This is a genomic window from Bradyrhizobium sp. USDA 4472, from assembly GCF_054058595.1.
Map to the genome: position 1 here is coordinate 3,253,853 of NZ_JBSSAM010000001.1, position 18,640 is coordinate 3,272,492.

At 64.6% G+C, this 18,640-nt stretch carries 21 protein-coding genes; 14 read left to right on the top strand and 7 right to left on the bottom strand.

From position 1 onward, the window contains the following. Window position 1: 1 nt before the first annotated feature. The 3 genes from lepB to ACVWZ4_RS14945 all read right to left on the bottom strand — a co-directional run bounded on the left by lepB (window position 2) and on the right by ACVWZ4_RS14945 (window position 2,876). Window positions 2-781, bottom strand: coding sequence for a signal peptidase I (lepB, locus tag ACVWZ4_RS14935; protein WP_456700028.1), 780 nt, complete (start codon window positions 779-781; stop codon window positions 2-4). After that, on the bottom strand, window positions 778-2,205 hold the full coding sequence (tldD, locus tag ACVWZ4_RS14940; protein WP_456700027.1) for a metalloprotease TldD: 1,428 nt from the start codon (window positions 2,203-2,205) through the stop codon (window positions 778-780). The genes lepB and tldD overlap by 4 nt, the downstream gene beginning before the upstream one ends. A gap of 110 nt (window positions 2,206-2,315) precedes the next feature. Continuing rightward, window positions 2,316-2,876 (bottom strand): invasion associated locus B family protein, encoded by a 561-nt coding sequence (locus ACVWZ4_RS14945; RefSeq protein WP_456700026.1) that lies wholly within the window; start codon window positions 2,874-2,876, stop codon window positions 2,316-2,318. 432 nt (window positions 2,877-3,308) lie between these two features. Between ACVWZ4_RS14945 and coxB the strand changes: the two genes are divergently transcribed. From coxB to ACVWZ4_RS14990, 9 genes are all read left to right on the top strand, one after another. Further along, the gene (gene coxB / locus ACVWZ4_RS14950; protein WP_456700025.1) at window positions 3,309-4,163 is read left to right on the top strand and encodes a cytochrome c oxidase subunit II; all 855 of its coding nucleotides are present in this window, start codon (window positions 3,309-3,311) and stop codon (window positions 4,161-4,163) included. 86 nt (window positions 4,164-4,249) lie between these two features. After that, on the top strand, window positions 4,250-5,878 hold the full coding sequence (gene ctaD, locus ACVWZ4_RS14955) for a cytochrome c oxidase subunit I (protein WP_456700024.1): 1,629 nt from the start codon (window positions 4,250-4,252) through the stop codon (window positions 5,876-5,878). Window positions 5,879-5,942: 64 nt separating this feature from the next. Beyond that, complete coding sequence (locus ACVWZ4_RS14960; RefSeq protein WP_456737049.1) at window positions 5,943-6,887, top strand: heme o synthase; 945 nt, start codon at window positions 5,943-5,945, stop codon at window positions 6,885-6,887. A 7-nt stretch (window positions 6,888-6,894) separates the two neighbouring features. Beyond that, the gene (locus ACVWZ4_RS14965; protein WP_148754405.1) at window positions 6,895-7,059 is read left to right on the top strand and encodes a CoxF protein; all 165 of its coding nucleotides are present in this window, start codon (window positions 6,895-6,897) and stop codon (window positions 7,057-7,059) included. A gap of 5 nt (window positions 7,060-7,064) precedes the next feature. Continuing rightward, a complete protein-coding gene (locus ACVWZ4_RS14970) occupies window positions 7,065-7,721 on the top strand; it encodes a cytochrome c oxidase assembly protein (RefSeq protein ID WP_456700022.1) in 657 nt (218 codons plus the stop codon). Window positions 7,722-7,785: 64 nt separating this feature from the next. Next, window positions 7,786-8,682: a cytochrome c oxidase subunit 3 gene (locus tag ACVWZ4_RS14975; RefSeq protein WP_092238211.1), complete on the top strand. Its 897-nt coding sequence runs from the start codon at window positions 7,786-7,788 to the stop codon at window positions 8,680-8,682. 98 nt (window positions 8,683-8,780) lie between these two features. Beyond that, window positions 8,781-9,194, top strand: a complete 414-nt coding sequence (locus ACVWZ4_RS14980) for a DUF983 domain-containing protein (protein WP_456700021.1) — start codon at window positions 8,781-8,783, stop codon at window positions 9,192-9,194. Beyond that, window positions 9,191-9,955, top strand: coding sequence for an SURF1 family protein (locus ACVWZ4_RS14985; protein ID WP_456700020.1), 765 nt, complete (start codon window positions 9,191-9,193; stop codon window positions 9,953-9,955). The genes ACVWZ4_RS14980 and ACVWZ4_RS14985 overlap by 4 nt, the downstream gene beginning before the upstream one ends. A 109-nt stretch (window positions 9,956-10,064) precedes the next feature. After that, entirely contained in the window at window positions 10,065-10,430 is a 366-nt protein-coding gene (locus tag ACVWZ4_RS14990) for a nuclear transport factor 2 family protein (protein WP_456700019.1), read from the top strand. On the opposite strand, the gene ACVWZ4_RS14995 is transcribed toward ACVWZ4_RS14990, so the two are convergent. Then, a complete protein-coding gene (locus ACVWZ4_RS14995) occupies window positions 10,427-11,764 on the bottom strand; it encodes a histidine kinase (protein WP_456740642.1) in 1,338 nt (445 codons plus the stop codon). The two genes, ACVWZ4_RS14990 and ACVWZ4_RS14995, sit on opposite strands and share 4 nt — an antisense overlap. Window positions 11,765-11,850: 86 nt before the next feature. Between ACVWZ4_RS14995 and ACVWZ4_RS15000 the strand changes: the two genes are divergently transcribed. From ACVWZ4_RS15000 to ACVWZ4_RS15020, 5 genes are all read left to right on the top strand, one after another. Next, the gene (locus ACVWZ4_RS15000; protein ID WP_456700017.1) at window positions 11,851-12,495 is read left to right on the top strand and encodes a response regulator transcription factor; all 645 of its coding nucleotides are present in this window, start codon (window positions 11,851-11,853) and stop codon (window positions 12,493-12,495) included. 531 nt (window positions 12,496-13,026) lie between these two features. Further along, the gene (gene thrC, locus ACVWZ4_RS15005; RefSeq protein WP_456700016.1) at window positions 13,027-14,445 is read left to right on the top strand and encodes a threonine synthase; all 1,419 of its coding nucleotides are present in this window, start codon (window positions 13,027-13,029) and stop codon (window positions 14,443-14,445) included. Next, window positions 14,442-15,731, top strand: coding sequence for a M16 family metallopeptidase (locus ACVWZ4_RS15010; protein WP_456737053.1), 1,290 nt, complete (start codon window positions 14,442-14,444; stop codon window positions 15,729-15,731). Before thrC ends, ACVWZ4_RS15010 begins: the two co-directional genes overlap by 4 nt. 36 nt (window positions 15,732-15,767) lie before the next feature. After that, the gene (locus tag ACVWZ4_RS15015) at window positions 15,768-16,355 is read left to right on the top strand and encodes a GNAT family N-acetyltransferase (RefSeq protein WP_092238235.1); all 588 of its coding nucleotides are present in this window, start codon (window positions 15,768-15,770) and stop codon (window positions 16,353-16,355) included. A 131-nt stretch (window positions 16,356-16,486) separates the two neighbouring features. After that, window positions 16,487-17,134, top strand: coding sequence for a hypothetical protein (locus ACVWZ4_RS15020; RefSeq protein WP_456700014.1), 648 nt, complete (start codon window positions 16,487-16,489; stop codon window positions 17,132-17,134). A 121-nt stretch (window positions 17,135-17,255) separates the two neighbouring features. Here the strand turns inward: ACVWZ4_RS15020 and ACVWZ4_RS15025 are convergent, their stop codons facing one another. From ACVWZ4_RS15025 to ACVWZ4_RS15035, 3 genes are all read right to left on the bottom strand, one after another. After that, window positions 17,256-17,741: a F0F1 ATP synthase subunit B family protein gene (locus tag ACVWZ4_RS15025; protein WP_456700013.1), complete on the bottom strand. Its 486-nt coding sequence runs from the start codon at window positions 17,739-17,741 to the stop codon at window positions 17,256-17,258. A 5-nt stretch (window positions 17,742-17,746) separates the two neighbouring features. Further along, complete coding sequence (locus tag ACVWZ4_RS15030; RefSeq protein WP_456700012.1) at window positions 17,747-18,313, bottom strand: F0F1 ATP synthase subunit B; 567 nt, start codon at window positions 18,311-18,313, stop codon at window positions 17,747-17,749. Between the two features lie 61 nt (window positions 18,314-18,374). Continuing rightward, window positions 18,375-18,602, bottom strand: coding sequence for a F0F1 ATP synthase subunit C (locus ACVWZ4_RS15035; RefSeq protein ID WP_092238250.1), 228 nt, complete (start codon window positions 18,600-18,602; stop codon window positions 18,375-18,377). Window positions 18,603-18,640 lie beyond the last annotated feature (38 nt).

Consider the following 18,640-nt stretch of genomic DNA (forward strand, 5'->3'; position numbering starts at 1 on the left):
CTCAGTGCACGGCAGTGAAGAACCGCGCGAGGCGGAAGCCGGAAAGCCAGGTCCAGACCGGCTGGCTGCGCATGCCGAGATCCCAGGAGCCGAGCACGGCGTCGGCACGGCCGACCAGATTGTCGACAGGCAGCAGGCCGACGCCGCCGGAGCGCAGCGGCACGCGGCTGTCAGCCGAGTTGTCCCTGTTATCGCCGAGCACGAACAGATGCCCTGGAGGCACGGTCACTTCCGGCGTGTTGTCCAGCGGCCCGTTGTCGCGCATCTTGAAGATCAGATGCTTGACGCCGTTCGGCAATGTCTCGACGTAGCGGTAGGCAGGCTCGCTGCTGCCATTGTCGTCCTCGGCGGCGCCAACGCCATCCGGCTTCAATTCGGCAGGACGATCGTTGATGAAGAGCTGACCCTGTCGCATCTGGATGCGGTCACCGGGCAAGCCCACGACGCGCTTGACCCAGGCCTGCGAGCGATCGCCGGGCCAGCGGAACACCACGACATCGCCTTGCTTCGGCATCTCCGCGAACACACGGCCGGTTTCCGGCAGGTTGATCTGGATTGGCAGCGACGAGGTGCCGTAGCCATAGGGGAATTTCGAGGCGAGCAGCGCGTCGCCGATCAGCAGCGTCGGCTCCATCGAGCCCGACGGCACGTAGAACGGCTCGGCCAGCGCGCCCTTGGCGATAAAGACGGCGGCGACGATGCCGGCGAGCTGCATGAGCTGTCCGGCCCAGCCGCTGCTCTTCCGCTTGGTGCTGACGGTTGCTTTGTCTTCCACGCTCATGCGCCTGTTCCACCCACCGTAATGCGTTCCATCAGAAGCGACGGCTGGCCGACGCCGACAGGCACGCCCTGACCGTTCTTGCCACAGGTGCCGATGCCGCTATCGAGCGCGAGATCGGTGCCGATCATGCGGATGCGATGCAGGTCGGTCGGCCCGTTGCCGATCAGCATGGCGCCCTTCAGGGGCGCACCGATCTTGCCGTTCTCGATCTTGTAGGCCTCGGTGCACTGGAACACGTATTTGCCCGAGGTAATGTCGACCTGTCCGCCGCCGAAATTCGCGGCAAACACGCCGTTCTTCACCGACGCGAGAATCTCGGCCGGGTCGCGGTCGCCCGCGAGCATGTAGGTGTTGGTCATGCGCGGCATCGGCACATGGGCATAGCCCTGGCGGCGGCCGTTGCCGGTCGGCTTCATGTTCATCAACCGCGCGTTCTGACGGTCCTGCATGTAGCCGACCAGGATGCCGTCCTCGATCAGCACGGTGCGATTGGTCGGGGTGCCCTCGTCGTCGATCGAGAGCGAGCCGCGGCGCGAGGCAATGGTGCCGTCGTCGACCACGGTGACGCCCTTGGCCGCGACCTGCTGGCCCATCAGGCCGGCAAACGCAGAGGTCTTCTTGCGGTTGAAGTCGCCCTCGAGACCGTGGCCGACCGCTTCATGCAGCATTACGCCGGGCCAGCCGGCGCCGAGCACGACGTCCATCTCGCCCGCAGGGGCGGGTATCGATTCGAGATTGACCAGCGCCTCGCGCAGCGCGCCGTCGGCGGCGTCGCGCCAGTTCTTGCTTTCGATGAATTCGGCATAGCCGGCGCGGCCGCCATAGCCCTTGCTGCCGCTCTCCTGGCGGTCACCCTGGCCGGCCACGACGGAGATGTTGACGCGCACCAGCGGGCGGATGTCGCGATAGCTCTCGCCGTCGGGCCGCAGGATCTCGACCACCTGCCAGGTCGCTCCCAGGCTGACGCTGACCTGCCGCACCCGCGGATCCTTGTCGCGCAAATACGCGTCGATCTCGGCGAGCAGCTTGACTTTGGTCTCGAAGCCCGGGGCATCGAGCGGGTTGTCGTCACCATAAAGCCGAACGTTGGTATGCGCTGGCGGCGCCGCGAAGCTGCCGGAATAACCGCCGCGCACGGCCGCGACCGCATCGGCCGCGCGAATCAGCGCCGGCAGCGACACGTCGGAGGAATGCGCATAGCCGACCGCATCGTCCTTGACGGCGCGCAGGCCGAACCCTTGCGAGGTGTCGTAGGTCGCCTGCTTCAGTCGCCCATTGTCGAACATCAGCGCTTCGGTCTGGCTGTATTCCAGAAACAATTCGCCGTCGTCGGCGCCGGCAAGGCCGCGCGCGACCTCGTTGCGAACCTGGTCACGGTCGAGATTGGCGCGGTCGAGCAGGGAGGTCGTGGCGGGGTTGGTCATGCGTCCGTCCATTATCGGGGGATGTGAGGCAAGATAATGGTTTCAGACCCGTTCCGCGAGAGCGCGACGCCTCACATTACGGAAACAATAGGTTCGCCGCGGGCCTGACCCTACGGCAGCTTGTCGTAGCCCTCGCCGAGGCCGTTCAGGCTGAGCGGGAAGCCGATGCCCTCTTCGGGCGTCTCGAAGATGATGAAGGTTGCGGTCTTGGCGCTGCGGAGCTGGCCCAGCAACTTGTCGTCCATGACGACCTCGGCGACGCAGCCATTGGGCAGGCAGCGGACGAAGCCGGCGCGGCCGACGTCCTGGTTGTCGAGCTTCAAGCCAAGGCCGGAGGGCAGCAGGACGCCCAGGGGAGCGACCACCCGCATCAGGCGGCTCTTCTGGTCGGCGGTCTTGAGCACGATCACGGTGAGGCCGGCATTGGAGCGGTCTTCCGCCACCACGCTCTGGATCAGGGCGCATTGCTCGGCCTGGGCACCCGGCGGGGTGTCGCAGCGGATCTGCCAGTCGCCATGGACGGAGCGCACCGCGCCCTGCGCATGGGCGAGGCTTGGCAGGAAAAGGCCGGGCAAGGCAAGGAAAACTGCGACAGCCAGGAGGCCGACCAGGTTCCTGAGGCGGTCAGCCGGCCCTAGAACCGATCCTGCCATGCATCTCGAATGCCCCATCGGGGTCGGTCCCTCCGCTCGCTCGCGCTGGACTGATACGGGAATGACGGCGTCTTGAAGGCAATTCACTAGCAAATTCCGCGCGGCCTTGGCTGCATGGTCGCCACGAATCAGGTTCCTGCGCGGCCCTGCGCCTGTGCCTACAGCGGGCAATCCGGCTGTCAAGCGGCGGCATCCCGGGAAGCGGTATTTTTGTCTGATGTTGCTTGGAGATATGTTGCGGGTCATGGCTCACAGAGGGGCCGAAGACTGCATTGCGATAGATCAAGAATTATGATTTGAGAGGCTTGATTTCGGCGTTCTAGCGATCCGGCCCGAATTCCTCCTTGAGGTATTCTTGCGCGGCGGTTGTCAGGCGGGCGGATCGAATAAGCGTTTCCCGCAAACAGGGGGGCGCACTTGGGGTGATTTCGTAAGGGGAGCGCGAACGGCATGAGGATGTCGATGAGTCGGGTGGGCCGGCAATTGCTGGGATTGGCCACCATCGCCTTGGTGGCGACTGGCATCACGCTGGTGACGGGCGGCACGGCATTCGCCGAGCTCGGGCAGCCGGCGCCGTGGGAATGGCACCTGCAGGGCTCGGGTTCCCCGGTGATGGACAACATCGTCTCGTTCCACAATTTCCTGTCCTACCTGATCATCGCGATCACGCTGTTCGTCCTGGCGCTGCTCGTGATCGTCGTCGTGAAATTCAACGCGAGGGCCAATCCGGTGCCGTCGCGGACCACCCACAACACGCTGATCGAGGTGGTGTGGACCTTGGTGCCGGTGCTGATCCTGGTCGGCATCGCGGTGCCGTCGTTCCGGCTGCTGTTCCTCGAGCTCGACGTGCCGAAAGCGGATCTGACCATCAAGGCGACCGGCAAGCAGTGGTATTGGTCCTACGCCTATCCCGACAACGGCAAGTTCGAGTTCGACTCGCTGATGGCCCAGGACAAGCAGCCCCGCCTGCTCGGCGTCGACAACGAGATGGTGGTGCCGGTCAACAAGGTGATTCGCGTTCAGGTCACCGGCGCCGACGTCATCCATGCGTTCGCGCTGCCGGCCTTCGGCGTCAAGATCGACGCCATTCCGGGGCGTCTGAACGAGACCTGGTTCAAGGCCACCAAGACCGGCATGTTCTACGGCCAGTGCTCGGAGCTCTGCGGCAAGGACCACGCCTTCATGCCGATCGCGATTCGCGTCGTGAACGACCAGGAGTTCGCCTCCTGGGTTGAATCGGCGAAGAAGAAATATGCGAGCGGCGGCACCAGCACCTTCGCCTCCGCGGCCGGCCCGACGCAGTAAGCGCCGGGCGACGGCTCAAGGGACTGAAAGCGACATAAAGGGCGGGACCTCCAGGGGTCCGAACGGACGCAAGGCAGGATTTGAAAATGGCAACCAGCGCAGCGGCACACGGCGATCACGCGCAAGACCACGGACATGATCACGAGCACGCCCATCCGACCGGATGGCGGCGTTACGTCTATTCGACCAATCACAAGGACATCGGCACGATGTACCTGATCTTCGCGGTCATCGCCGGCATCATCGGTGCCGCGATGTCGATCGCGATCCGTGCCGAGTTGATGTATCCGGGCGTGCAGATTTTCCACGAAACGCACACCTATAACGTGTTCGTGACGTCTCACGGCCTGATCATGATCTTCTTCATGGTCATGCCGGCGATGATCGGCGGCTTCGGCAACTGGTTCGTGCCGCTGATGATCGGCGCGCCGGACATGGCGTTCCCGCGCATGAACAACATCTCGTTCTGGCTGCTGCCGGCTTCCTTCGCGCTGCTCCTGCTGTCGTCCTTCGTCGAGGGCGAGCCGGGAGCCAACGGCGTCGGCACCGGCTGGACCATGTATGTGCCGCTGTCGAGCTCGGGCCATCCCGGTCCCGCGGTCGACTTCGCGATTCTCTCGCTCCATCTGGCGGGTGCCTCGTCGATCCTCGGCGCCATCAACTTCATCACCACGATCTTCAACATGCGCGCGCCGGGCATGACCCTGCACAAGATGCCGCTGTTCGTGTGGTCGATCCTGGTGACGGTGTTCCTGCTGCTCTTGTCGCTGCCGGTGCTCGCCGGTGCGATCACCATGCTGCTCACCGACCGTAATTTCGGCACCACCTTCTTCGCCCCCGACGGCGGCGGCGACCCGGTGCTGTTCCAGCATCTGTTCTGGTTCTTCGGTCACCCCGAGGTGTACATCCTGATCCTGCCGGGCTTCGGCATGGTCAGCCAGATCGTCTCGACCTTCTCGCGCAAGCCCGTGTTCGGCTATCTCGGCATGGCCTACGCCATGGTCGCGATCGGCGGCATCGGCTTCGTGGTGTGGGCGCACCACATGTACACGGTCGGCATGTCGAGCGCGACGCAGGCCTATTTCGTCGCCGCGACGATGGTCATTGCTGTGCCGACCGGCGTGAAGATCTTCTCCTGGATCGCCACGATGTGGGGCGGCTCGATTGAATTCCGCGCGCCGATGATCTGGGCGGTGGGCTTCATCTTCCTGTTCACCGTCGGTGGCGTCACCGGCGTCGTGCTGGCGAACGCCGGTGTCGACCGCGTGCTGCAGGAGACCTACTACGTCGTCGCGCACTTCCACTACGTGCTGTCGCTCGGCGCCGTGTTCGCGATCTTCGCCGGCTGGTACTACTGGTTCCCGAAGATGACGGGCTATATGTACAACGAGACGCTGGCCAAGGCGCATTTCTGGGTCACCTTCATCGGCGTCAACCTGGTGTTCTTCCCGCAGCACTTCCTCGGCCTGTCGGGCATGCCGCGCCGCTATGTCGACTATCCGGATGCGTTCGCCGGCTGGAACCTGATCTCGTCGATCGGCTCCTACATCTCCGGCTTCGGCGTGCTGATCTTCCTGTACTGCGTGCTCGATGCCTTCATGAAGAAGGTGCCCGCGGGCGACAATCCCTGGGGTGCGGGTGCCACCACGCTGGAATGGACGCTGTCCTCGCCGCCGCCCTTCCACCAGTTCGAAGTGCTGCCTCGCGTGCAGTAAGCAAGGAGACTCCGCGGCGTCCGAGACGGGCGCCGCGGCTCTGCAACGAAACGAGTAGGTTTAAGTGTCCGTCCTCGATCAGAACGCCATCGACATCAATCCCCGCATCTCCGAGGCGGAGGTTGGCGACTATCTCGCGCTGCTCAAGCCGCGGGTGATGTCGCTGGTGATCTTCACCGCGCTGGTCGGGATGGCGATGGCGCCGGGGCACTTCCACTGGGTTCTGGCGATCACCTCACTGCTCTGCATCGCCGTCGGCGCCGGCGCCTCGGGCGCGCTCAACATGGCGCTCGAGGGCGATATCGACTCCAAAATGTCGCGAACCGCGAACCGTCCGATCCCGCGCGGCCGCATCACCCGTCCCGAGGCGATGGCGTTCGGCATGACCCTCGCCTTCTTCTCGGTGATGACGCTCGGCATTCTCGTGAACTGGATCGCGGGCGCGCTGCTTGCCTTCACCATCTTCTTCTACGTCGTGATCTACACGATCGGCCTGAAGCGCTGGACCGCGCAGAACATCGTAATCGGCGGCGCTGCCGGCGCGCTGCCGCCGGTGGTCGCCTGGGCTGCCGTGACAGGCACGGTCGACGTCGAGCCGCTGCTGTTGTTCGCGATCATCTTCTTCTGGACGCCGCCGCACTTCTGGGCGCTGGCGCTGTTCCGCTCCGACGACTATGCCCGCGCCGGCATTCCGATGCTGCCCAACGTCGCCGGCCCGGACGCGACCCGTCTCCAGATCCTGCTGTACACCATCGTGCTGATCGCGGTCGCCGCTGCGCCCTGGGCGCTCGGTTATTTCGATGCCCTCTACGGCATCGTCTCGCTGATCCTCGGTGCCGGCATGCTTGTGCTCGCGATCAACGTCTATATCCGTCGCGAACGCAGCCAGTCGCTGCGCGCGACGCGAAAGCTGTTTGCCTTCTCGATCCTGTATCTGTTCGCGCTGTTCGCGACCTTGCTGGCCGAGGTCGTGTTCCGGGCGGTTGCTCCGATGGCATGGGGCGCATGAGGCAGGGATGGCTGACAAACCCGAGCCAGATGGAATCGTCCTCACCGAGGCGCAGAAGAAGAGCCGTCGTCAGCGCTCGATCGCAATCGCGCTCGCCCTCGGCGTCCTCGTCATCCTTTTCTTCGCCGTCACCATGGTCAAGGGCCCGGCGGTTCTAGTTCGCCCGATGTGACAGAGATGGATCAGAAGCCGACCATATCGCAGGATCAGAGCCGAACCGACGGGAAGGGCCGTTCAGGGGGCTTGGGCCGCGATGTGCTGGTCGCCTCGATCTGCGGCGGCGTGGTCGCGTTGATGGTCGGCGCGTCCTACGCCGCGGTGCCGTTCTACAACTGGTTCTGCCGCGCCACCGGCTTCAACGGAACGACCCAGGTCGCAACCTCGGCGCCTGCCACCGGTCCGATCGCCCGCAAGATCGCGGTCCGTTTCGATTCCAACGTCGCGCCGGGCCTGCCCTGGAAGTTCGTGCCTGAGCAGACCGAGATCGAGGTCAATATCGGCCAGGTCACGACCATCTATTATACCGTGACCAACCAGGCCGCCCGCACCACCTCCGGCCAGGCCGCCTATAACGTCGCACCGCTGACGGTCGGGTCCTATTTCGAGAAGATCAACTGCTTCTGCTTCTCCGAGCAGACCATGGCGCCCGGCGAGAAGCGCGAGATGCCCGTGGTGTTCTATGTCGATCCGTCGATCGTCGACGATCACGACAATGACGGGCTGAGCACGATCACGCTGTCCTACACGTTCTATCCGGTGAAGGATCCGGTGGTGAAGCCGCTCGCATCCGGTGACGACGACAAACGCAAGGGTAATCTCCAGCCGCCGGGTTGACGCTCAGGGGCTGGAATAAGGGGATAAGTGCCTGACAGGCACGGGATTGAGGAGACAGACCGCAATGGCTACCGCGCAAGGCAAGCATCACGACTACCATCTGGTCGATCCCTCCCCGTGGCCGGCGGTCGGCTCCGTCTCGGCCTTCATCATGGCGCTCGGTGCGATCTCCTGGATGCACCACATGTACGCGGCCGCGCCGATCGTGTTCGGTGTCGGCACCGTCGGCGTGCTGTACACCATGGCGAGCTGGTGGGGCGACGTGATCAAGGAAGCCCAATACAAGGGCGATCACACCCGCGTCGTGCAGCTGCATCACCGCTATGGCATGATCCTGTTCATCGCCTCCGAGGTGATGTTCTTCGTCGCCTGGTTCTGGGCCTATTTCAACGCAGCGCTGTTCCCGGCCGATGCCGTCCATGCCACCCGGGATGCCGTGTTCGGCTGCGGCCTCGGCACCGCGCCCGGCGCCTGCTCGGTGCCCGGCACCTGGCCTCCTCACGGCATCGAAACCTTCGATCCCTGGCATCTGCCGCTGCTCAACACGCTGATCCTGCTCACGTCGGGCACCACCGTCACCTGGGCACATCACGCCCTGCTCGAGAATGACCGTCAGGGCCTGAAATACGGCCTGATCCTCACCATCCTGCTGGGGGCGACCTTCACCTGCGTGCAGGCCTATGAGTACAGCCACGCTGCTTTCTCGTTCGCCGGCAACGTCTATGGCGGGACCTTCTTCATGGCGACCGGCTTCCACGGCTTCCACGTGCTGGTCGGCACCATCTTCCTGATCGTCTGCCTGGCGCGCGCCTATGCCGGCCACTTCACGCCGAAGCAGCACCTCGGCTTCGAATTCGCCGCCTGGTATTGGCACTTCGTCGACGTGGTCTGGCTGTTCCTGTTCCTGTGCATCTATGTCTGGGGACATGGTGCCGAGACCATGGCCCACGGCGCGCACTAGGGTCGCGACGGATCGATCTGGAAAGGGCGGCCGCAGGGCCGCCCTTTCGCTTTCCAGCGCCAGAGGCCCCGGCCAAAACTGTGATAGAAGTGTGCGTCATGAGCGAAACTGCCGGCCCCCCTGAACCAAAGCCGACTGCCGAGCCAACTGTCCTGCAAAGCGCGCTGCGCGGGCTCGCCTGCAAATGCCCGCGCTGCGGCGCGGGCAAGCTCTATGCGGGCTTCTTGACTCTCGCGCCGTCCTGCGACCGCTGCGGTCTCGACTACGCCTTCATCGATGCCGGCGACGGCCCGGCGATCTTCATCATCATGCTGGCCGGCGCGATCGTGGTCGGCTGCGCGCTCGTCGTCGAGGTCAAATATCAGCCGCCGTTCTGGCTGCACGCCGTGCTGTGGTTGCCGCTGATTCTCGCGACGACGCTGCTGCCGCTACGCGCCATGAAATCGCTGCTGATCGCGCTGCAATTCCATCACAAGGCGGCACCCGGCCGGCTGGTCGACCGCGCGAAATGAACGAGGCTGCGCGCACGCCCCGCGTGGCCGGCTTCGCGCTGTTCACGCTCCTGCTGACCGCGACTTTCGTGGCGCTCGGAGTCTGGCAATTGCAGCGCCGCACCGCCAAGCACGAGCTGGTCGCCGCGCTCACCGAGCGCCTCGCGGAACCGCCGGTCGCGCTGCCGCCGCCTGCGCAATGGGCCACGCTGACGCCTGCGCGCGACGAATTTCGCCGTGTCAGCTTCACCGCAACCTATGCAGCGATGCCGGATGCGATGGTCTATTCCTCCGGCTCCGCCGTGCGCAAGGATGCATCCACTCCGGGCACCTGGGCCTTCCTGCCGGCGCGGCTGCCGAGCGGCGAGATGGTCGTGATCGATGCGGGTTTCGTCGAGAACACGATGCAGGATCGCAGCGTCGAGGATCGCGCGGTGAAGAAGCTCGTCACCGGCGCCCCCGTCGTGCTCACCGGCTATCTTCGTTTTCCCGAAGCACCAAGCTGGCTCACGCCGGCGGCGAACCGGGACAAGCGGCTGTGGTTCGTGCGCGATCATCCGGCGATCGCAAGCGCGCTGGGCTGGGGTGCGGTGGCGCCGTTCTACGTCGATCTCGAGCAGCCGGTGCCCGAGAACGGCATTCCGCGTCCGGGGCCGCTCGATGTGCATCTGAAGGACGATCATCTGCAATATGCCGTCACGTGGTTCTTGCTTGCCGGCGCTGTGCTGGTCGCATTCGGCGTCTGGCTGAAGGGACGTCGGCACACGTACGCAAATCGGTAGGTTCCGGGCAGGACCCGGAATCGCCCGGGGTTTATTATTCAGTCCATATTCACGAGGGTGGCCTTAAGCCGCCTCTCGCCTTGTTCTCGCGGCAACAGGATTGCTGGCCTTGCGCGATTTCGATCAGATGGGACTCGTCGTCGATTGGGTGGATGCCTGCCGCAAAGGCGCCCTCGCGACGCTGCTCGACCTCTATGCCGATGACGGCGAGGTGGAATGCATGTGCAACGGCACGCATCTCTATCGTGGCCGGCGCGAGCTCGAGACGTATTGGGGACCGAAGCTCAGCGCCTTCTCCTCGGTGGGCTTCGGCCTCGAGGAAATCCATCCTGCGCAGAACGGCATCGATCTCGAATATTCGGTCGCCGGCGCGTTGCGCGTCCGCGCCTCGTTTCGCTTCAGTGCGGAAGGCAAAATCTACAGCACGGTGTGCGAGCCGGCCGAGCAGGGATCGCACGATTGCGCGGCGTGCTAGCCGGATATCGGGTTCCGGGCTTCGCCGAGCGGAAGGCTACAGCGCACGTAGGTCCGTTCTTCCGCGCGCAGAAGTGATAGCGATCCGCTCAGCGCGCGCACACGTTCATGCATGCCGGTCAGGCCGCGGCCAAAGACATTGTCGGCCGGAAAGCCGCCACCGTCGTCGGAAACCTCCACCGCAACCGCATCGCCTGATATCGCCGCCGCCACATGGACGTTCCGTGCTCCCGCGTGACGCAGCACGTTGGTCAAGCCCTCCTGGATCACGCGGTAGATGGTCTGGGCCAGCGGCCCCTCGATCTCGTCGATTGCCGGATCGATCGTCGCGGTGAGGCCGATATGCGGCGCCTGCCTGCGAAAATTGCTGAGCAGCGTCTGCACGCTCCCCTCGAGCCCCAATTCCGCGATGTAGAGCGGCCGCAACCGGTCGAGAATGCGACGGTTGGTCGACTGCAGGGTCTCGATCGATCGCATCACCTCCTGCGCGGAATTGCCGAGATGTCCTGCTTGCGCCGAGCCTTCGCTCAACGCGATCGTGCCGGCGCGGATGCTGAACAATAAAGGTCCGAGCTCGTCATGCAGCTCGCGCGCGAGATCGCGCCGCTCATCGTCCTGGAGCGACACAAGTCGGTGCAAGAGATTGCGATTGTCCTGGCTCAATTGCGCGAGCGTCATGGCCAGCGCATTGGCCTCCTCGCAGGCTTGCCGGATTTCCGGCGGCCCCGCGACAGGAATCGGCGTCGTATAATCGCCACGCCGGATGCGGGTCAGGCCTGCGCCGAGATTCTGCAGGGGGCCCAGCGCCGATGTCGCAAACAGATACGCGATCGTTCCGGTCAGCAGCATCAGCAGGGCGATCAGGCTCATCAGCGCCAGAAAGCCGATCCATTTCTCGAACAGGTCGGCCGACAGGTCGGGGATGAACACGATGTCGCCGACGGGCTTGTCATCGATGAGGACCGGAGACGCCGCCTCCATGGCGGGGATGCCGATCAGGTCCACGAACCATCGGGGCACGCCATGCACCTCGTGCAGGCCCTCCTTCATCGAAGGCGGGGGACCCGCTTGTAAGGGACGGAATTGGATATCGGAGGAGGTGCTCAAGGAACTGACGAATGCGTCGAGCATCTTCCGTGGATTGTCTGACGTCCTCAGAGTGCTGTTGAGCGCGACAGCGACGGCCCGCGCCGAACGTCCGCCAGGTTCGCTCTCGTCTGCCAGCTGGCCTGTCGCAAACGCTTGCAACAGCACGCCGCCCATGGCCAGCGCGGCCAGAAAGCTGAGGCCGAGCGGAAGAAACAGCCGGGTTCTGAACGAGAGTCGTTGCCACATTAGGTCAATTCTAACGTGCATTGGCGGATTTCTCTCTTTCCATTTGTTCCCGTCGGTCTATGAGTGCCACAACAAGAGAGTGCACGATGCAAGATACCGCCAAGCCGGGGACCCGGATCCTGATTGTTGACGACCATCCCGTGGTGCTGTCAGGTTGTCGCACCCTGTTTTCGTCCGACCATTCGATCCGGATCGACGAGGCGAGCGACGCCAAGTCCGGCCACCGGGCCTATGTCAGCAGGCGTCCTGACGTGACCGTTATCGACGTCAACCTGCCTGATGTCTCCGGCTTCGAGCTGATGCGCCGGATCCGCAAGGACGACCCGGATGCCAAGATCATCATGTTCAGCATGAACGACGATCCGGCTTTCGTGGTGCGCGCGGTCGAGCTCGGGGCGCAGGGCTATGTCTCCAAGGGCGACGATCCCCGGATCCTGCTCAAGGCGGTGCGCAGGGTGGCCGCAGGCGACCATTTCATTTCGCCACAGCTTGCTGAGGCCGTGACGTTCTCGGGCGCCGCGATCAAGGCCAATCCAGCCTCGCAGATGACGCCGCGGGAGCTCGAGATTCTCCGCCTGCTTGGACGCGGCAACAAGATCGTCGAGGTCGCCGAGGCGCTCGGCATCTCCTACAAGACCGTTGCCAACACCACCTCCCTGCTCAAGCAGAAATTAGGGGCCAAGAACCATTCCGACCTGATCAGGATAGCGGTGGAAATCGGGATGAACTGACATAGGGTCAGGGATCGAACCGGCTGCTCCAGGATGCTGCCGGTTCGGCCGACGGATCAATGCCGCCGCGCGTTCGGGCCATGTGTGGACGGCGGCTCGGTACGCTTCCACCGACACAATGGACGGATGCAGTGCTTGTTCCTGGTCCCACGCGGCGGGACAGGAAAAACGGTCATGGGGCGAGACTCCGGGGCGACCTGATCATCGGCTCTGCTGTGGCGCATCGGGAAAAACAGGAACATTTGGCGTCGCGCACCGTTTTTGCCCTTGACGATTCCGTGACGGCTGACGATAGCTCGAACGAGCAGTTTTTGGGGCAGGCGCCCCAGCGACGAAAACCGGTCTGCACATATCAACGACAGACCTTCCAAGAGAGGGCTGTGGCATCGCCGCAGCCCTTTTTCCTTGGGCATGGTGTGGCCCCGCAAAACACTCTATGGTGCCGGAAGCCTCTGGCTGAAGAACTAGGAACATCGTGAAATCAAAGGCTTAAGGCCAGAATTCGGCTCGGGCCGGCCTTTGGAGGGCAGTTTGACTCGTTATATCTCGACCCGGGGCGAGGCCCCTGAGCTTGGCTTCTGCGACGTGATGCTGACCGGGCTTGCCCGCGACGGCGGTCTCTATGTGCCGGTGACCTGGCCGCAGCTGTCGGCCGAGACCATCGCAAGCTTCTTCGGCCGGCCCTATTGGGAAGTCGCGGTCGAAATCATCCGTCCCTTCGTCGGCGGTGAGATTTCCGACGCCGAGCTCGGCCGCATGGCGAACGAGGCCTATGCCACCTTCCGACATCCGGCCGTGGTGCCGCTGCGCCAGATGTCGCCGCATCAATTCGTGCTGGAGCTGTTTCACGGTCCGACGCTCGCCTTCAAGGACGTCGCGATGCAGCTGCTCTCGCGGCTGATGGATCATGTGCTCGCCAAGCGAGGCCAGCGCACCACCATCGTGGTCGCAACCTCCGGCGACACCGGTGGCGCTGCAGTCGATGCGTTTGCGGGCCTGGAGAATGTCGATCTCGCCGTGCTGTTTCCGCAGGGCCGTGTCTCCGAGGTCCAGCAGCGCATGATGACGACGACGGGCGCGGCCAACGTGCATGCGCTCGCCATCGAGGGCAATTTCGACGACTGCCAGGCGCTCGTGAAGGGGATGTTCAACAACCACCGCTTCCGCGATGCGACGTCGCTGTCCGGCGTCAATTCCATCAACTGGGCGCGCATCGTCGCGCAAGTGGTCTACTATTTCACCTCGGCGGTCGCCGTCGGCGCGCCGGCGCGTGCGGTGGACTTCATCGTGCCGACAGGCAATTTCGGCGATATTTTTGCAGGTTACGTCGCCAAGCGCATGGGCCTTCCCGTGCGCACGCTGCGGATTGCGGCCAACGTCAACGACATTCTCGCTCGCACGCTCAAGACCGGCATCTACGAGGTGCGCGAGGTGCACGCCACCGCATCGCCCTCGATGGACATCCAGATCTCCTCGAATTTCGAGCGGCTGCTGTTCGAGGCGAGCAAGCGCGATGCGGCGAGCGTCCGCCGCCTGATGGACTCGCTGAAGCAGTCGGGCCGCTTCGTGCTGCCGGATGTGACGCTCGCCGCGATCCGCGAAGAATTCGACGCCGGCCGCGCCGATGAGACCGAGACGGCGGCTGCGATCCGCGCCGCCTGGCGTGAGGCCGGCGAGCTTGTCGATCCGCACACCGCCGTGGCGCTCGCGGTCGCCGATCGCGACACCACCGACACGACCGTCCCCAATATCGTGCTCTCGACCGCGCATCCCGCCAAATTCCCCGACGCCGTGGATGCGGCTTGCGGTCAGCGGCCGCTGCTGCCGGCCTGGCTCGACGGTCTCATGACCAGATCCGAGCACATGCAGGTGATGAAGAACGACCAGGGCGAAGTTGAGCGGTTCGTGCTGTCGGTCAGCCGCGCCGCAAAGCAGGGAGTTGCCGGATGAGCGTCGAGATTTCCAAGCTTGCGTCCGGCCTGACCGTCGTCACCGACAACATGCCTCACCTCGAGACCGCCGCGCTCGGCGTCTGGGCCGGCGTCGGCGGCCGCGACGAGAAGCCCAACGAGCATGGCATCTCCCATCTCCTGGAACATATGGCGTTCAAAGGCACCACCGGGCGATCCTCGCGCGAGATCGTGGAGGAGATCGAGGCGGTCGGCGGCGACCTCAACGCGGGCACCTCGACCGAGACGACGTCCTATTATGCCCGGGTGATGAAGGCCGACGTGCCGCTGGCGCTCGACGTGCTGGCCGACATCCTCGCCAATCCGGCCTTCGAACCCGACGAGCTCGAGCGCGAGAAGAATGTGATCGTGCAAGAGATCGGCGCGGCCCAGGACACGCCTGATGACGTCGTGTTCGAGCACCTCAACGAGCTCTGCTATCCCGACCAGCCGATGGGCCGCTCGCTGCTCGGCACTGCCAAGACGCTAAAGAGCTTCAACCGGGACTCGCTGCGCGATTATCTCTCGACGCATTACCGTGGCCCCGACATGGTGGTGGCGGCGGCCGGCGCCGTCGATCACAAGCAGGTGGTGGCCGAGGTCGAGAAGCGCTTTGCAAGCTTCGAGGCGACGCCAGGGCCGAAACCGCAGGCGGCCAAATTCGGCCAGGGCGGCACCAAGGTGGTGCATCGCGAACTCGAGCAAGCGCATCTGACGCTGGCGCTGGAAGGCGTGCCCCAAACCGATCTGTCGCTGTTCTCGCTCCAGGTGTTCACCAACGTCCTCGGCGGCGGAATGTCGTCGCGCCTGTTCCAGGAGGTGCGCGAGAAGCGCGGCCTCTGCTACTCCATCTACTCTTTCCACGCGCCCTATACCGACACCGGTTTCTTCGGCCTCTACACCGGGACCGATCCCGCCGACGCGCCTGAAATGATGGAGGTCGTGGTCGACATCATGAATGATTCGGTCGAGACCCTGACCGAGGCCGAGATCGCCCGCGCCAAGGCGCAGATGAAGGCGGGTCTGCTGATGGCGCTGGAGAGCTGCTCCTCGCGTGCCGAGCAACTGGCCCGGCACGTACTGGCCTACGGGCGGCCGCAAACGGTGCAGGAGCTGGTGGCCAGGATCGATGCCGTCAGCGTCGAATCGACCCGCGATGCGGCGCGTGCACTGCTTTCGCGCAGCCGCCCTGCAGTCGTCGCATTGGGCAGTGGGAGGGGTCTGGACACGGCGGTGTCTTTTGCGGAAGGATTGACCAAGGCGCGTGCCAAGGCGCGGCTGCACTAGGGAGCCGCGCACGACCCGCCTCCGGGAAGCATCACTATGGCCCTCTTTCGTTTGCCATCCAGTGGACCTGCTGCTCTCGCGCCGCGTGGCAACGGGTTGCTGCTGCGCGCGCCGCAGATGTCGGACTTTCTGCAATGGGCGCATTTGCGCGAGACCAGCCGCGATTACTTGACGCCCTGGGAGCCGATCTGGCCGTCGGACGATCTGACCCGGTCCGGTTTCCGCCGCCGCCTGCGCCGCTATTCCGAGGATATCGCCTCGGATCGCTCCTATCCCTTTCTGATTTTCCGCGAACTCGACGGCGCCATGGTCGGCGGCATCACGCTCGCCAATGTCCGGCGTGGCATCGTCCAGGCCGGTACCATCGGCTACTGGGTCGGCCAGCCCCATGCCCATCGCGGCTACATGACCGCGGCGCTCCGGGTGCTGCTGCCGACGCTGTTCGGCGAGATCAATTTGCATCGGGTCGAGGCCGCCTGCATCCCCACCAACGCGCCGTCGATCCGGGTGCTGGAGAAGTGCGGCTTCTCCCGTGAAGGGCTGGCCCGCCGCTATCTCTGCATCAACGGGGTGTGGCAGGACCACCTGCTGTACGGCTTGCTGCATGAGGATTTCCGCGGCTGAGCCGCGCTTGCTCGCGTGCCGAGATCACCCTCTTCCGACCTGGATTTCCCGCCTTGGGATCGCCGATTTTGGCGATATAACCCGCACGAGCCGGCGACAGGCCGGGATGTTGTCATGGAGTACTGGCGTTCATGAAGGAGCTTCGATCATTGCGGAATGCGCTGCGGCGGGGTCCGATGATCGCGCTGGCGCTGTCGGTGTTGTCGGCGACGGTCTCGCCGGTCGCGGCGCAATCGCTGACGGACCGCTTCAAGAGCCTGTTCGGCGGCAAATCCGACGAGCCTGCCCAGCCGACGCCTGCGCCGGGCCAGCCGGCCGCGGATGACGATCTCGATTGCCCGCAGGTCACGGTGCGCGCGGGAGCCTCTACCTATGGGGTCGGGGCGACGGGCAAGCCGGCCGTCGGCAACGACGTGCGCTTCCAGGCCTCGATCACCAAGATGGCGCGCGAATGTGTCCGCAACGGCGGCGAGATCACTGCGCGGGTCGGCATCCAGGGCCGCGTCATCGCAGGCCCCGCCGGCGCGCCTGCCACGGTCGAGGTGCCCCTGCGCGTTGCCGTGGTCCAGGGCGGGGTCGGCGAGAAGGTGATCGCCTCGAAGGCCTACCGGACCACGGTCGCGATGTCCGAAGGCGGGAGCGTGCCGTTCACCTTCGTCGCGGAGGATCTGTCGTATCCGGTGCCCTCGGCTGCGGTCGCCGATTCCTACATCTTCTACGTCGGGTTCGATCCCCAGGCACTGGCGCCCGAGCCGAAGGCGCGCGGGAAGAGGAAGTAGGTCTCAACCCCGGCTCTGCGGCGCAGCGTTGCACCGCACCGCGTCCGGGACACCACAGACCACCCAAACAAAAAAGCCGGCGCTCATCGCGCCGGCTTTTTGATGGGTGAGGCGTCTGCCCTCAGTTCAGCTTCTGGCGAACTTCGGTGATGCCTTTGGCGAGCAGATCGTCGGCGACCTGGCCCTTGACCGACTGCGACAGGATCGTCGAGGCGGCCTGGACGGCGGCTTCCGCGGCTGCGGCGCGGACATCGGCCAGCGCCTGAGCTTCGGCCAGAGCGATCTTGCTCTCCGCGGTCTTGGTGCGGCGGGCGACGAAGTCTTCCATCTTCGCCTTGGCCTCGGTCGCGATGCGCTCGGCTTCGGACCTGGCATTGGCGATGATGTCGGCGGCCTCGCGTTCGGCCGAGGCACTGCGCGCCTTGTAGTCGGCGAGCACCTTGGCCGCTTCCTGCTTCAGGCGCGTCGCGTCGTCGAGCTCGGCCTTGATGCGGTCGGCGCGATGGTCGAGCGCAGCCATCGCCTTCTTGAAGACCCCGAGATAGCCGAACACGACCATCAGGATCAGGAAGGCGACGGCGACCCAGGTTTCTGGTTCGAAGAACATATCGACTAACCCTTCAAGGACGCATCGACGGCGGCATTGACCGACGCCGTGTCAGGAACGACCCCGGTAAGCTGCTGCACGATGGTGCCTGCCGCATCGGCCGCGATGCCGCGGACGTTGCTCATGGCGGTCGCACGGGTCGAGGCGATGGTCTTTTCCGCCTCGGCGAGCTTGGCCGCCAGCTGCGCCTCCAGGCTCTTGCGCTCGGCTTCCGCCTGCGCATTCGCCTTGTCGCGGGATTCGTTGCCGATCGCCTGTGCCCGCGAACGCGCCGAAGCGAGCTCGCCCTCATAGGCCTTCAGCGCAGCCTCGGACTGATCCTTCAGCTTCTGCGCCTCGGCGAGGTCACCCTCGATCTTGTTCTGACGCGCTTCGATCGCGCCGCCGACCTTCGGCAGAGCGAGCTTGGACACGATCACGTAAAGCAAGACGAAGAAGATCGCGAGCGACACCAGCTGCGAAGCGAAAGTGCTGCTCTCGAACGGCGGAAACGCGCCGGCGTGATGACCGCCGTCGGCTTCGCTGTGGGCGTCAGTCGCCGGTGCTTTCGCTCCGCCAGGACTCTCGGCCATGGAGTACTCCTGTTGCTGTCACGCGCCGCTCCGGATGAAGCGGCGCGGAAGAAGTCGTCCTTTAGAAAACGAACAGCAGAAGCAGCGCGATCAGCAGCGAGAAGATACCGAGCGCTTCGGTCACGGCGAAGCCGAAGATCAGGTTGCCGAACTGGCCCTGGGCAGCCGACGGGTTGCGGACGGCTGCGGCGAGGTAGTTGCCGAAGATCACGCCCACGCCGACGCCAGCGCCGCCCATGCCGATGCACGCGATGCCCGCGCCGATAAGTTTTGCTGCTGTCGGATCCATTTTAGACTCCTTGGAAGAAAGATTGGGTTTTGGGTGGA

Coding starts and splice junctions, on each gene's coding strand:
- lepB (WP_456700028.1), bottom strand. CDS start 781: ATGAGCGTGGAAGACAAAGCAACCGTCAGCACCAAGCGGAAGAGCAGC.
- tldD (WP_456700027.1), bottom strand. CDS start 2,205: ATGACCAACCCCGCCACGACCTCCCTGCTCGACCGCGCCAATCTCGAC.
- ACVWZ4_RS14945 (WP_456700026.1), bottom strand. CDS start 2,876: ATGGGGCATTCGAGATGCATGGCAGGATCGGTTCTAGGGCCGGCTGAC.
- coxB (WP_456700025.1), top strand. CDS start 3,309: ATGAGGATGTCGATGAGTCGGGTGGGCCGGCAATTGCTGGGATTGGCC.
- ctaD (WP_456700024.1), top strand. CDS start 4,250: ATGGCAACCAGCGCAGCGGCACACGGCGATCACGCGCAAGACCACGGA.
- ACVWZ4_RS14965 (WP_148754405.1), top strand. CDS start 6,895: ATGGCTGACAAACCCGAGCCAGATGGAATCGTCCTCACCGAGGCGCAG.
- ACVWZ4_RS14970 (WP_456700022.1), top strand. CDS start 7,065: ATGGATCAGAAGCCGACCATATCGCAGGATCAGAGCCGAACCGACGGG.
- ACVWZ4_RS14975 (WP_092238211.1), top strand. CDS start 7,786: ATGGCTACCGCGCAAGGCAAGCATCACGACTACCATCTGGTCGATCCC.
- ACVWZ4_RS14980 (WP_456700021.1), top strand. CDS start 8,781: ATGAGCGAAACTGCCGGCCCCCCTGAACCAAAGCCGACTGCCGAGCCA.
- ACVWZ4_RS14985 (WP_456700020.1), top strand. CDS start 9,191: ATGAACGAGGCTGCGCGCACGCCCCGCGTGGCCGGCTTCGCGCTGTTC.
- ACVWZ4_RS14995 (WP_456740642.1), bottom strand. CDS start 11,764: ATGTGGCAACGACTCTCGTTCAGAACCCGGCTGTTTCTTCCGCTCGGC.
- ACVWZ4_RS15000 (WP_456700017.1), top strand. CDS start 11,851: ATGCAAGATACCGCCAAGCCGGGGACCCGGATCCTGATTGTTGACGAC.
- ACVWZ4_RS15010 (WP_456737053.1), top strand. CDS start 14,442: ATGAGCGTCGAGATTTCCAAGCTTGCGTCCGGCCTGACCGTCGTCACC.
- ACVWZ4_RS15015 (WP_092238235.1), top strand. CDS start 15,768: ATGGCCCTCTTTCGTTTGCCATCCAGTGGACCTGCTGCTCTCGCGCCG.
- ACVWZ4_RS15020 (WP_456700014.1), top strand. CDS start 16,487: ATGAAGGAGCTTCGATCATTGCGGAATGCGCTGCGGCGGGGTCCGATG.
- ACVWZ4_RS15025 (WP_456700013.1), bottom strand. CDS start 17,741: ATGTTCTTCGAACCAGAAACCTGGGTCGCCGTCGCCTTCCTGATCCTG.
- ACVWZ4_RS15030 (WP_456700012.1), bottom strand. CDS start 18,313: ATGGCCGAGAGTCCTGGCGGAGCGAAAGCACCGGCGACTGACGCCCAC.
- ACVWZ4_RS15035 (WP_092238250.1), bottom strand. CDS start 18,602: ATGGATCCGACAGCAGCAAAACTTATCGGCGCGGGCATCGCGTGCATC.